The following is a 13,609-nucleotide window of genomic DNA, read 5'->3' as shown; positions in this document are numbered from 1 at the left end:
GCCGACGCCACACTTAAAATACAGTTGGACGCCGTGGGAAAGGACTGTGGGTGTGCCCACTGAAAAGGAACAAGTATGGAACCAATCAAGCTACTCGACGTATCAGTGAAACGTCAAAAGGCCCCAAGAAATTGGCCTGACTTCAACGGCTTTTTCATGTTTTTCGGCGTTTCCGGCGTGGATCACAACCGGGAAGAACGGCTTGAGAAACGCTTCAAACAGAGGTTTTACCCAAACCAAGTCACCGTGAGGCTCTCGGGACAGGTGGCTCCGGGCCCGTACAGCTTTCAGGGACTGCCGGAATCCGTCAACTATTGGGGCTGGATCGTTCACAAAGACGGTACAGCCACCAGCGACCTGAGTGACGAAGCGCTGGCCGACTTGAGAAGCTGGATGCAGCGGGTGCCGCGTGCCGCCGCTTCGCTTCTCCCGCTCTAGCTTGGGCCTGACTCCGCAATGGTTCGGCTCACTTAAGCACGCCAATGTTTATCTCTAGATAAACTGAGCGGAGCAGGCAGGCTTGGTAGGTGCTGCCTTATCCAAAACGCAAGAGACGGGAAAAGTACGGCGAGGTAGGAGTGAAGGAGTGACGTCCTTAAGGGCGTCCGTTCACGACGATAGGGATGGAGTGCTATTTGCAGAATCCCGAAACAGTAATCTGCTATGCTTAGTTCGACTTTTGCGTATGCTGGATAATCCGGCACCCGCCGCTGGAGTTATCTGGTAGCCAGCCATTCGGCGAACGAGCTGGAACCCTCATGAAAGGTTGCCCGCTGATGCAGGCAACCTTTTTTCGCAGACTTTATCCCTTCAGTTCGATTCCGTAGGCATGATGCAGTACTCGGTTCAGAATGGCGTCGGCGAGCGTAGGATCACCCAAATTGGCGTGCTAGGCTGAGGTTGGAAACTGACTAGTAATGATGGTGGATGCACGCTCATAGCGCTAATCTAGGAGTTCCAGCAGAATCAGTCGGCTCTCCGCCGTTGGCACACTCAGCCCCCAGGCGTCGAGGATTAGCACATTCAACCTGACGATAATCGTCAGGAGTTTCAAGTGGCGTCCATCCCCTTTCGTTAGGATCAGTTCCTGAATGGACTTGGCCCGAATTTGCGTAGCTGAGGTTAAGCGGCTGTAGCTTGGCGTTCAAAGTCGGTGGGTGTCAAGTAGCCCAACGACGAGAGCAAGCCCGGCGGGCGGTGAATCACGGCGCAAAATGGCCATGTGCAGTGCTGCCAGTGGCAAGATGGCAGGCGTCTGGGCATCCACCTCGTACCCGACCACTGTCCGGGAAAACAGATAAAGGGTGACGGCCAAGTAGAGCCAGCCTTCCTTCATAGGAATGTATGTCAAATCGGCGGCCCAGACTTGATTAGGCTGCTAAACGGTAAACTGAACTGGTGACCGAGCAGGCTTGAGTAGACTGCATCTATGTGGTTGCGGTTGGTCGTGCGTACCGAGTGGTGCTTTCCTTTAACTCTTAGCCCACCAGTATGCATCAGACACGCAATCCTCTTCTTAGAGACCGACAAGCCTTCGGCTTTCAGCCACACATGAATGCGTGGGGCACCGTAGCGTGTCTTGCGGTGGTGGTAGACATCGTGGACGTGCTGCTGATTGGAGACGGGCCTTCTTCGCTAACTGTGGTAGCCGCTTACAAAAACCTTGAGCACCTGACAGCGGGCAGGCACCATACAGGTACCGTCCTAGCCAAGACAGGCCGTCGCTTTTTTCAGGATTTCACGTTCCTGGCGTAGGACTTCAACTTCCTTGCGGAGCCTGCAAACCTCCTGCTGACCATGACCGGGGAATGCGGCATGGCCACTCTCTTACTCAGCGCTTATCCATTCACGGATGGGCGAAACACTGACGCTCAGGTCGCGGACGGTACTGGAGACGTTGTCGTTTGTTCGGGCAAGCTGTACGGCGTCTCGCTTGAAGTCAGCGGTATGGGTTCTGCGGTTCGTCATGATGGGGCTCCTATTGTCGAGGCTTATCTCCATCTACGCCAAACTGGGTCATCCTCATACTTGACACCAACCGACTTCGAACGCCAAGCTACAGCCGCTTAACCTCAGCTACGCAAATTCGGGCCAAGTCCAGTGTGCCGAGCCTGACGCCTCTAGCATTGGCGACTTGGAGTGCATCTCGGATGCACGTCGAGATTCATCTTGGCTTCCTGTTCGGCCACAGCAGCGAGGATGTACACGGTTAATGAGTCGACTTCCGGCAGATTGACAGGGGTGACCCTGCTCTCCATCAGTCCAGAGATGAAACGGACGTTTGAAGACCTTTACGGCCCAGATCAGGCCACTTGGTCTGCTGATGAGGTTCACGCGGGCACTGCCCCATCAAACTGGACTCCAAATGCGTTCCGACACGGATTGGCGGCGAATCTGGTGGATAGTCTCTCCTCGTTTCCTGAACTCTTAGCAAGCCGGTTCAGGCTTCGTTCATGGGCTCCCACGCATACTTCCCCCATCAAAGGAAAGAGCATCAGACGGATCGCACCACCTCTGACTTCCCACACACAAAGAGAACCACCATGCGTAATCTGATCACGTTGACCGCCCTCAGCCTCTTGAGCGCCAGCCACGCCCAAAGTGTTCGGAGCGCCCGCCATTCCTTCCCACATCAGCACGGCCACCGTGCAGCAAGCCACCGCCCGGCTAGCGCCCCCCGGTGGAGGCCGCCCTACTCTCGCCGGTCTGGAGCCGATGATCACCGAACCGTCCAACCAGGTCGTTCATCCAGAAACTTCAGGTACGAACTACCGCTGGTTCGTGGTCAGCGTCGCTCCGCTGAACAGCCATTGGTATTTGACCACCATACTCAAATACTAGGATGGACAAAACTGGGTGCTTCACTGCCACTATGGCTACCAGATGGCGCAACCCGTCAAGATGCAGATAAGGATGGTACAAGACCTCTTGGAACTGCCCTGATCTTTACAGCTTCTCCACTCACTGGCGCGGCCATATCCACCGCAGATTCCAAGTTCCAGCCGCCGCGTTAGCCGTTCATCCTTAGAAAGCGGTCACTTCCAGCCGTAAGTGGCCAGCGTATCGGCCAGTCTCACCCAAATCTGCAGGGCAGCACGCTCACCTCGCAACGGTTGGGCGTTTTCCTGTGACACCACACAAGGGCACACCGACCTCATCAGCAGACGGCGTCACAGGCGGCATTTCGGCAAGCTGAAGCGGCTGCTATGCTGCCAGTTATGCCTGCCGAATTTTCTGCGCGTGACCTCACCATCGAACTCGTGAACGCCGCGAGCGTGACCCATTCTCCGGGCGAAGTGGCCTTCCCAGACACTCTCCTGAACATCCTTGGACGCCTGCCCTACTTCCAGGCCAACCCACACGACCTCTGGACGGAGCAGATCGACAACGATCCGTTCGGACGCCGCAACGTCTATGCTCTGGTGCGCGGGACCAGTCCCCACACAGTGGTTCTCACTGGGCATTACGACGTCGTGCCTGTCTCGAACTATGGCCCCCACGCCGATGTTGCTTTCGATCCTGAGGCCCTGCTGCCGCGCCTGATTGCAGATCTGCGCGTCAACGCCCGCAGTGAGGCCGAACACCGCGCCCTGCACGACCTTGAGAGTGGTGACTTTTTGCCTGGACGCGGCGTGCTGGACATGAAATCTGGTCTGGCTGCCGGCATGGTGGCGCTGGCCGAATTCGCCCGGCAGAAACAGCGCAGTGGCAACCTGCTGTTTCTGGCTGTGGCCGATGAGGAAGTGAGTTCGCACGGCGCACGCTGGGCGGCTCCTGCCCTTACGAACCGGGCGGAACGCGAGGGGTGGGCGCTGCGGCTGGTGATCAACCTGGACGCGACCGGCGACAACGGTGACGGTAGCGAAGGCCAAGCGGTCTACATCGGCACTGTCGGGAAGCTGCTCGTCTCTGCTTTCGTGGTGGGCGTGGATACCCATGCCGGGTATGCGCTGGACGGTGTGAACGTCAACTTCCTCACCAGTGCACTGGCCCGCGCTTTCGAGTGCAATCCGGCCCTGACGGATCACAGTGACGGCGTCACGGGAACCCCGCCCACCATCCTCAAGCAGCAGGACCTGAAAACCGTTTACGATGTGACCACACCTGCCCGGGCGTGGCTGTGTGTCAATGCCCTGACGCACGGCATGGAGGCGCAGATGGTTCTGGAGAACTTCACGGCGGTGGCCCGGGCCGCCCTGGGTGAGGCCCTACAGACTCTCCGTGACCGGGCTGAAGCACTGGGCAACCATCAAAGCGCCGCCCACGGAGCCACGCCCCTGGTTCTGACCTCTGCGCAGCTGCTGGATCAGGCCAGAACCAACACACCAGATTTCGACGAGGCGTATGCGAGGTTTGAGCGCACCCTCGACCCGCACCTTGACTATCCGTCCCGCAGCGCACACCTGACGGCGTGGTTGTGGGACGCGTCGGGACTGCTTGGGCCGGCAGCTGTTCTGGGGTTTGCCTCACTGCACTACCCGAATACCACACTGAGAACCGGCGAACCCGGCGTGGCGGCCACGTTTGATCTCGTCCGCAAAACCCTGCGTGAGGAGGAGGGCCGGCTCGGGATACATATTGCGGAGCGGGCTGTATTTACCGGCATCAGCGACATGAGCTGGTTTGGGCAGACAGATCCAGCTGACATTCAGTTCGTGAACGCGAACACACCTCTCGCCGCAGCGCAGATTCACGCGCCGCCGGCGGGCTTGCCGTGCATCAACCTCGGGCCGTGGGGCCGTGACTATCACCAGTGGCTCGAACGCGCATACGCCCCGTACTCTTTCATTACCCTGCCGCACCTTGTGAGCAGACTGGCAGAGGCTTTTCTGAAGTAGCTCGAGGAAGCGCGGGGCTGAAGAACCAAACAGAGCTCTATCCCAGCGGGCGCACCAACACGAGAGGAAAAATGCGGAGCTCAAGATTTGCGGCAATGGCCGGATCATTCTGATTTTGCCACCAGTATCGAATGCAGTCATGAACATTCCTTCAGTGATCATTCGATCATGCTGCAAACGTCGGTGGAGAGGGTGGGCGACGGACTGGACAGCTCGGCAGGTTAAGGAAGTGGCTCCGGGCGTCCGAACAGATACCTCTGAAAGTAAGTGCATCCCACCTTCAGCAGGAGGTCTGCCTGCTCAGATGTCTCGATTCCCTCCGCCACGGTCGGAAGTCCAAGTGCGCTAACGAGTGGCACGATCCCGCGCACCCCCTTCAGCGCCCTTTTCCCCGCAGGCGTGTCCTCGCCGATCGGTGCAGTGAAGCTCCGGTCGATCTTCACCACCTGCACCGGCAGGTTCGTCAACGCCGCCAAGCTGCTGTAGCCGTTCCCGAAATCGTCGAGGGCTTGTTTGCACCCCCAGCGCGTTGATCTCCTTTAAGACGGCGGCGAAGCGTGGTTCCAGCATGCTGGTCTCCATGAGTTCCAGCAGGACTCGCTGAGGCTCGACGCCGCTCTCCATCAGGATCCACCGCAGGTGCTTCGCGAAGTCCAGCTGCCTGATTTCCAGGGCACTGACATTCACCGGGACCCTCTGGAGCCACCCCGTTTTTACGGCGTCGACTGCCTGCCGCAGCACACAGCGACCGATCGACACAATCAACCCAGAGGTCTCAGCCAGTGGGATGAAATCCAGCGGGCTGACGATTCCAGAAGGCCTGATCCAGCGGAGAAGCGCCTCATGCGCCACCACAGCCTGACTCCCGGCCTGCACGATCGGCTGGAAGTATCAGCCGCAACTCATCTTGTTCGAGAGCGCTCCACCTGAAGGGTAGTCCGCTGATCCTCTTGCCGCTGAAAGGCCGCGTGGCCTCCACCAGCTCGCTTGACCCGGTACATGGGCGGCGTCCGCATGTCCCAGCAGGGCGTCCAATTCCCTTGCGTCGTCTGGGTAGACGCTCAAGCCCAAACTCCGGTGGACGAACACTTCTTTTGGGATCTGGCCTGCAGGACAAACCAAAAAAAGTGGATACATGATCGCTGAGTCGTGTCACAATGAGAGAACAAATACAGTTTACTAATCCTGTTGAACTTTTTACGATTACCAAAGGGAGATTTCTGATGGCCCTCGACCTCTTGCAAACGCTGATTCGCCGAGTAGATTATGTTCACGCACGCCGGGGCGGCCTGGCGCTGGCTGTGGTCGGCGAACCGGGCATCGGTAAAAGCCACCTCGGGCAGCGTTTGCTGGCGGGAGTGGGCGGCTTGAATCTCACGCTTCACACCCACGCTTTTGAAACGGGGTTCGGCGCACTCCTGGCGTATCCAACTGCGCCCACCTGGGCCAGGCAAACGCTAGAACGTGCCCTGGCCGGTCAATCACCCGACGCCGTGGTGCTCGCCAGCGCCGTGAGCGCCCTCTTGGGTCACGCCGCGCCCGCGCTGGTGTGGGCTGAGGATTTCCATGAGGTGGCCAATAGCGAGCGGGCCGCCGAATTCTGGACGGCGCTGGCCCGTCACTTGACCCACACGCACGGGGTAGCCCTGCTGATCAGCAGCCGCACGCCGCTGCCCGAGCCGTTTGCCGAACAGCGCCTGACCCCGCTGGACGGGCTGACGGGCCGCGAACTGCTGGAAGCGCAGGCGGGCGCTCCACTGCCGCCTGCTGCCCTCGACTGGATCGAATCGCGCGGGCGCGGCAATCCACTGTTCTTGCTCGAATTTTTCCGGCACCTCAACCGCAGCGGCGCACTGTATCTGGACGCTGCCGATGGGCATTGGCGCTGGCATGAGCCCCCTACTTCCACCCTCCCACTGAGCGTGGAAGCCCTGATCGCCGATCACCTTTCGCGCCTGACGGTGGGCACCGGCGCGGAAACCCTGCTGGGGCTGTGGGCACTGTGGGACAGCGCCTTGCCGGGTGAGGCACTGGAAGCTGAGACCGCCGCTGCCCTCAGCGGACTTGACTTGGCGCAGGTCATCTCGCTCGAAACCCTAGCGCAGATGAGCGGGCTCCGCGCCGCACAGACCTTTGCCCATCCGCTGTTCCGGGAAGTGGCGTTGCGTGAACTTCCAGCTTCACTGCGGCGTGAGTTGGCCTGTCGCTGCGCGGAAAGCTTGGAGGCTGCTCCAGAGCGGGCCGCACAGTTTCTGACCTGGACGCAGTGGCCAGCCGCGAAAGCTGCTTTACTCCTCGAGCAAGCCCTGAGATCTGCCGGAGAACGGGGAGACATGGCGCGCGCTGCCGAATACCGGGACGCTCTGGTTGAGGTGGTTCCTGCCGAACAGCGTGCCGAGGCGGCCATGTCAGCAGCTCTGGCGCTGCGTCCCCTTCACACCGAGCGGTCACTGGCGCGGGCCAATCAGGCGCGGCAACTTGATCCGCTGAACGCTGGGGCACTGGGATTGTGCGCCCGACTGCTGGCCACCTCTGGGCGTGGACAAGAAGCCGAACGGCTGCTGGAGGAGGCATCAGACGAGATAAAGGCGCAGGCCGATTACTGGGCTACCCTGTTGGAAACACGGGTCAGTTCCTCAGACTACAGCGGGGCCATCCGGGTCTGGCAGGAACATAGGAGCGAGTTAGAGGGCTGGCCACAGCTTCAGACGGCGGTGGCGACGGCGCAGGTTCATCTTGGCGAATTCGGGGCAGCTGTGACTGGCATCCGGGCCGCACTGGATCAGCCTATGGTGATGACCGAACGGGTAGCGCTGCTGCACGCGCTGGTGCGGGCGCAAATCTCACAGGCCGATCCGCAGATGTTCGCCAGCATGGCCGAGGCGCTGGAGCTGACCGCCGAGGCTGGACTGACTGCCATGAGAATTGAGCTGCTGCTGGACCGGGCGCAAATCCTGATCTGGGCTTTTCAGCTGCGTGGGGCTGCCGCTGACGCCGCCGAGGCTGTCCGCTTGGCCGAGACTCAGGGTGATCCCCGGCTGCTGGCCCGCACTCAAACGGAGCTGGCCTACTGTCTGACAAACCTGGGACAGTTCGGTGAGGCCGAAGATCTGTTGCTGGGTGCGCTGAACCTGCTGGGCGGCGATCAGGTGTCGCGTCACAGGGTACTGACCCAGCTCTACTTGACCAACCTCTATCTGGAATGGGCTAGACCGCCCGACGCCCTACTGGCCGTGCGCCACGCCCGCCAAGCGGTACGGCTGGGCCACGAGGTTCACGATATGGTCTTGCTGACTTGGCTGATGAGCGTCGCCGCGTGGGCTGAGGCTCTTCACGGCGATTTGGGGCGGGCCGAGCGATTAATTGACGAGGGCGAAGCGCTGATGGAGCGCAGCGGCCAGCATGCGACCCGTCCCTACTATCTCTTCGCACGGGCTTTCGTGACGGAGCGTCAGGGGCAACAGGAAACTGCCGCACAGATGTTCGTTGATGCCTGCGAACAAGCCAAAGTCCTGCGGATCATGGCCTTCGCCGAACGCTTCGGGCTGGAAGCAGACCGTATACACGCAGACCAGATCAGCGCTGAAACGCGGCTGGCCTTTTTTCAGCAGCACGAGCTGCACGCCTATGCCCACACTGCTCTGAGATACTTCCCGCCGGTTGAGCAGAAGGAAGTCTTGCCGCAGGCTGGCTCGAGTTTCCTGTATCTGGAGGTGCTGGGCGAGGTGCGCGTGACCCAGGGCGGTCAGCCACTGGCGCTGCGTTCACCCAGTGGTCTACGCCTGCTGGTGCGGTTGCTCGAAGCTCGGCTGGCTGGACGTTCGGGCGCGGCTCAGGCCGAACTTCTAGAGTCGCTGTACCCCGACGACGATCCCGAACGCTCCGGTGCGCGGCTGCGCCAGCAGGTTCGCCGTCTGCGTGCGGCGCTGGGGCCGCAGAGCGTGCTGCGCCGCGAAACTGGCCTGGGGGCGGGTGGCGGCTACGCTCTGGGTGAGTTGGGCAGCGATGCCGAGGACTTTCTGAACACCCGTGACACGAAACTGTGGCGCGGCGCGTATCTGGCCGACTTCGAGGACGAACTCTCCAGCGCCCGCGACGTGCTGGTGTACGGCCTGCGGAGCGCAGGCTACGCGGCAGAACCCCACGATCCGCGTGAGGCTGCCCGGCTAGGCCGCATCCTGCTCGACACCGATCCTTTTGACTGGGCAGCGCTGGCCCTGACGCTACGCAACCTGCGCCAGAGCGGCGAGATCATGGAGTTGCTGTCCCTGTACGCCGAAGTTCGCCAGCGCTGCGCCCTGCTGGGCGAGAAGTTACCCGATACGTGGGAAGATTTCCTGCGAGATCAAGAGATGAGTGTTTTCTGAGAAAATGAACTGAGCTGTTGAGACGTAGACCAAAAAGACTGTCTCAGACGCATGTCACTCGGCAGCAGCCGCCTCGTCACTGGCATGTCACCGCCGACTTCTAATCTCTGGGCAGTTCCAGAGCCGTTCGTCCACAGCTGCCTGACTTGCCCTTCGGCCCGTTGAGGGGCCTGCATCCCAGGCGGCGAGCTTCAAAGCTGCTCTCCCCGCTGCCTTTGGAACGCTGGCCCTTTCCGGCTGAGGCGGCCTTTTTCGTGGCCCGGCCTCGCCCCCATCTTCCCCCCATTCAGCAGGAGGACAAGGCAATGAGCAACAAGGTGATGAGTAAAAACGTGATGAACAGCATAGCGATCATCGGCGCAGGACAGGCAGGCTTGCAGCTGGCGCTGGGATTACAGGCCAACGGCTACGCGGTCACGCTGGTGTCAGACCGCACGCCCGAGCAAATTCTAGCGGGGCGAATCATGAGCACGCAGGCCCTCTTCCATGACGCCTGCACCACCGAGCGGCAACAGGGGCTGAATTTTTGGGAAGCGGCCTGCCCACCCATCGAGGGCATCGCCCTGAGCGTGCCGCATCCCGAACTGGCCGGACAAAAGGCGCTGGCCTTCTCCGCACGGCTGGACAGGCCCGCCTACAGCGTCGATCAGCGGCTCAAGTTCGCGGGCTGGTTGAGCGAATTTGAGAAGCGCGGGGGCACCGTCGTGCTGGAAAACGCCGACGTTCAGACTGCCGAGCGGCTCAGCGCCGTTCACGATCTGACGCTGATCGCCACCGGCAAGGGCGAGCTGGGCCAACTGTTTGAGCACGACGCCGAACGCAGCCCCTACAGCGCTCCCCAGCGGCATCTGGCTCTGGCTTACCTCAAGAACGTCGCTCCTCGACCAGACCACAGCGCCGTCAGCTTCAATCTGATTCCCGGCGTGGGCGAGGTCTTCTTGCTGCCGGGCCTGACCACCAGCGAGGACGGCGGCACCCAGCCTTACGAGAACGTGCTGATCGAAGCGGTTCCCGGCGGCCCACTGGACGTGTTCGCCGGGGTGCGTGACCCGCAGCAGCATCTGGCCCTGATGCAAGACCTGCTGCGCCGATTTCTGCCCTGGGAATATGAGCGCACCCAACATGCTGAACTCACTGACGCCCAGGCCACCCTGACGGGTAGGGTCACGCCAGGGGTGCGCCGTCCCGTCGCCACCTTGCCGTCAGGTCGCGAGGTGCTGGGCCTAGGCGACACGCTGGTGCTCAACGATCCGCTGACCGGCCAGGGCGCTGGCAGCGCGGCCAAGGCGGCGGCGATTTACCTGGAACGCATTTTGTGGCGCGGGGAGCGACCCTTTGACCGCGCCTGGATGATCGGCACCTTCGAGGAGTACTGGAGCTATGCCCGCTTTGTCACCGACTGGACCAATGCCCTGCTGGCCCCGCCGCCGCCGCACGTGCTGGAAGTGCTGGGCGCAGCGCAGACCCGTCCCGGCATGGCGCACGCCTTCGTCAATGCCTTTAACCACCCGCCACAATTCTTCCCGTGGCTGGGCGATCCGCAGGCGGCAGCGCGGTTCGTAGAGCAGCACGGCGTCGCCTAATCAATGACCGCCTGAACTACCCCCTCATTTCCCACTATCCCAGGAGCACGACCATGACCAGAAACCGATCCTTCCTGCTGAGCGCCCTGACCCTGAGCCTTCTCGCCGTGTCCTGCGGGAGCGGCACGCCCCAACCCCCCCTCCAGACGCTGCCTGATCCAGATTTCACCCGCCCCGAAGACACCACTCTCTCGCCCAATACCCGCATTCTGACGCCCGCCGCCCGCACGGCGCTGGTTTCGGCCTCGCCCGACCTGAGCATCCTGCGCTTTAAAACCTCGCCGGACACCGCCTTTGCGCCGGGGCAGATTCTGGTGTCTCAGGACACACCCATCATCCCCGACGGCATGTTGCGCCGGGTGCTGAGCGTCAAGGTGGTGGGCAACTTGACCGAAGTCGAGACCGATCAAGCCAGCTTGGAAGACGCGGTGGAAAACGGCACGCTCATGGCCGAGGAAGAGCTGTCTCTGGACGACATCGAAGAACAGATGATCGACACCACGGGCGGTGTGGAGGTCTTCATCAACGGGAAGCCTGCTCTGGTGCCGCAGGGCCTGCGTCCCCAGGGCACCAAGACCATCGGCAAGCTGGAACTCCAGATCAAGGATAAGGTGCTGTGCCAGTTGGACGGTGACAGCAAGGTGGTGATGACCGGCTCGTTCTACGCCGACTTCAAGGTGTTTGCCAATGCCAAGCTGAAATGGTTCAAGCTCAAGCACTTCGACGCAGGCGTGGAAATGAACGAGAAATCGACTGTGAGCCTCAGCGGCGAGTGCAGCAAGACCCTGTTCAAGAAGGAAGTCGAGCTGGCCCGTTTCAAGATGCGGGTCAGAACCTACTGGATCGGCCCCCTGCCCGTCGTGGTGCGCCCCGAGATCGTGATGACGGCGGGCGCGAACGGCAAGATCAGCGCCAAGGTGGATTTCAGCGCCACCCACGAGTTCCATGCCCGCTACGGCATCAAATGGGACAAGGGCGACGGCTGGAACACCATCAGCGACCGCACCCAATCGTTCACCTACACCAAGCCCAAGTTCTCGGCCAGCCTGGACGCTGAAGGCTACATCGGAGCGCGGGCGGGCGTCCGCTTTTATGGTCTGGCCTCGGCCTTCGTGCATCCCAAGATCTTCGCTGACTTTGGGGCCAGCGTGACCGCGCCGCAAAACACTTACCAGTGGAAGCTGGACGCCGGATTCCGTATCGGTGTGGGAGCCGAGGCCAGCCTGTTTGGCCGCCAGCTCGGCAAGATAGAACGCGATCTGGTGGAGTTCCGCAAGACCATCGCTTCGGATTCCGGCAAGTTCTAAACCCAGGTGAATAGAGCGCCCCTTCTCTCCGACCCGCAGGCGGCAGCGCAAGCTCGTTGAACGGCATGCCCTTAGCCAATGACGGCCTGAACTACCCTTCCCAACTGAACCTCTGATCCACTCCAAGGAGAACAAGATGACTGCATTCTGGAAAACTGCCGCCCTGCTGACCGCCACCCTAAGCCTCACTGCCTGTGGAGGCGGAGGCACGCCCGCTCCCCTACCTGACCCAGATACCACCGCGCCCACCATTGTTTCGATCACGCCCGCCGACGGAGCCATCGGCGTCTCCAAGGAAGCCAATATCGTGGTGACCTTCAGCGAGAAGATGAATCAGGCCGCCACTCAGGCCGCGTACCAATCTACCGAGTTGCCCGCCAGCGGCGTGGTTTTTAGCTGGAATGCAGACAGTACGGTACTGACCATCAACCCCGACCAAGACCTAGCCTACAGCGGCGGAGCAGCGAAAATCTATGCCTTCAAACTGACCGGCTCTGCCACAGACAGTGCGGGCAATGCGATGCTGCCCAGAAGCAGCAGTTTCAAGACTTTCCGGATGTTGGAGTATGACGCGTATAGCACGGCGACACTGGACGGCTGGGTGCGTGGAGACAACGTCGTCAACACGGTCAGCGACAAACTCCGAGTGGGAGACGGCAATGGTGGTGAGAACAACACCGCCTACCGCAGCTTCATCAGCTTTGACCTGAGTGGTCTCCCTGCTACGCAACAAGGCATCGAGAGCGCAATGATCCTCATTGAGCAGACCTCGATTGAAGGAAATCCGTACACGGATCTGAGTATCGGAGCCAATGCGCTGATGCTGGATCACGTCAACTATGGAGCGGCCCTGACGGGTGCCGCCTTCAATACAACGTCCCTCAGCGCCATTGACGAGCCCATGAAGCAGTCTAAGATCACGAACTACGCTCTCTGGGTTGGGAGCGCCGTCCAAGCCGATGTAAGCGCGGGTCGCACCCGTTCACAGTATCGTCTGAGCTTTCCCAAATTGACCGATGGAGACGGCAACGCCGATAGTACTTACCTGAATTCAGGCAACAACAATGACCTCTCGAACAGGCCCGTCTTGACTGTCTTTTACCTGATGCCATGAGCCAATTTCAGCCAGCGTCTCACCCAGGAATGAAGTGGTTTTGTTCGCCAGAGGGCAAATTCATTTTCGGTAGCGACGGGCTGGTCAGCGCCATGAATCTGTAGCACAACGTGTTAGCTGATCCTAAAAACGGCGAAAATCCCGCCCGTTTTTATGGCTGTTTCAAGCCTCTAGCTCAGAAGTTGTACCCTGCATAGCTGAGTGGATAGCCGTTCTGGCGCAGGAATTCAACGTTCCTTCGCATTCTGTAACATAGTTTATGAGCACCAGCCGCACCACCGCCAAACAGGGTCAGTCCGGTTTAGAGTTGGAAGCCCAGGAAGCAGCCGTTACCCGCAAGAAACGCCGTACGCAACTGGGAGCGGCGCTCAATAACGTGGCCTTCATCCCGGCAGACATG

General features: G+C 60.6%; 9 protein-coding genes and 3 pseudogenes. 7 read left to right on the top strand and 5 right to left on the bottom strand.

What is annotated here, in order from left to right:
- Positions 1-264 precede the first annotated feature (264 nt).
- Positions 265-438 carry a hypothetical protein gene (locus EHF33_RS21610; protein WP_241191442.1) on the top strand — a complete coding sequence of 58 codons (174 nt, stop codon included), beginning with the start codon at positions 265-267 and terminating at the stop codon, positions 436-438.
- Between the two features lie 706 nt (positions 439-1,144).
- On the opposite strand, the pseudogene EHF33_RS18175 reads toward EHF33_RS21610, so the two are convergent.
- From EHF33_RS18175 to EHF33_RS18165, 3 genes and pseudogenes are all read right to left on the bottom strand, one after another.
- A pseudogene (locus EHF33_RS18175) lies at positions 1,145-1,366 on the bottom strand (DDE-type integrase/transposase/recombinase); the annotation flags it as partial.
- Positions 1,348-1,599: pseudogene (locus tag EHF33_RS22020) on the bottom strand (IS3 family transposase); the annotation flags it as partial. The pseudogenes EHF33_RS22020 and EHF33_RS18175, both read right to left, overlap by 19 nt.
- Positions 1,600-1,827: 228 nt before the next feature.
- Positions 1,828-1,968 carry a transposase gene (locus EHF33_RS18165; protein ID WP_124874880.1) on the bottom strand — a complete coding sequence of 47 codons (141 nt, stop codon included), beginning with the start codon at positions 1,966-1,968 and terminating at the stop codon, positions 1,828-1,830.
- A gap of 633 nt (positions 1,969-2,601) precedes the next feature.
- Here EHF33_RS18165 and EHF33_RS18160 point away from each other — a divergent pair.
- Positions 2,602-2,841: a hypothetical protein gene (locus EHF33_RS18160; protein ID WP_124874878.1), complete on the top strand. Its 240-nt coding sequence runs from the start codon at positions 2,602-2,604 to the stop codon at positions 2,839-2,841.
- Positions 2,842-3,218: 377 nt separating this feature from the next.
- Positions 3,219-4,838: a M20/M25/M40 family metallo-hydrolase gene (locus EHF33_RS18155; RefSeq protein ID WP_124874876.1), complete on the top strand. Its 1,620-nt coding sequence runs from the start codon at positions 3,219-3,221 to the stop codon at positions 4,836-4,838.
- Positions 4,839-5,059: 221 nt separating this feature from the next.
- On the opposite strand, the gene EHF33_RS22015 is transcribed toward EHF33_RS18155, so the two are convergent.
- Entirely contained in the window at positions 5,060-5,305 is a 246-nt protein-coding gene (locus EHF33_RS22015; protein WP_420889978.1) for an EAL domain-containing protein, read from the bottom strand.
- 67 nt (positions 5,306-5,372) lie between these two features.
- Positions 5,373-5,717 (bottom strand): annotated as a pseudogene (locus EHF33_RS22010) (EAL domain-containing protein); the annotation flags it as partial.
- A 344-nt stretch (positions 5,718-6,061) separates the two neighbouring features.
- On the opposite strand from EHF33_RS22010, the gene EHF33_RS18145 reads away from it, so the two are divergent.
- The 4 genes from EHF33_RS18145 (at position 6,062) to EHF33_RS18130 (ending at position 13,209) form a co-directional block, all read left to right on the top strand.
- Positions 6,062-9,205 (top strand): hypothetical protein, encoded by a 3,144-nt coding sequence (locus tag EHF33_RS18145; RefSeq protein WP_124874872.1) that lies wholly within the window; start codon positions 6,062-6,064, stop codon positions 9,203-9,205.
- Between the two features lie 305 nt (positions 9,206-9,510).
- A complete protein-coding gene (locus EHF33_RS18140) occupies positions 9,511-10,788 on the top strand; it encodes a styrene monooxygenase/indole monooxygenase family protein (RefSeq protein WP_241191441.1) in 1,278 nt (425 codons plus the stop codon).
- Positions 10,789-10,841: 53 nt separating this feature from the next.
- Positions 10,842-12,095, top strand: a complete 1,254-nt coding sequence (locus EHF33_RS18135) for a hypothetical protein (RefSeq protein ID WP_124874870.1) — start codon at positions 10,842-10,844, stop codon at positions 12,093-12,095.
- Positions 12,096-12,231: 136 nt separating this feature from the next.
- Entirely contained in the window at positions 12,232-13,209 is a 978-nt protein-coding gene (locus tag EHF33_RS18130) for an Ig-like domain-containing protein (protein ID WP_124874868.1), read from the top strand.
- Positions 13,210-13,609: the final 400 nt, after the last annotated feature.

It is taken from the genome of Deinococcus psychrotolerans, from assembly GCF_003860465.1.
Classification (GTDB): Bacteria; Deinococcota; Deinococci; order Deinococcales; family Deinococcaceae; genus Deinococcus; species Deinococcus psychrotolerans.
This window is presented reverse-complemented; position numbering and strand designations above follow the sequence as displayed.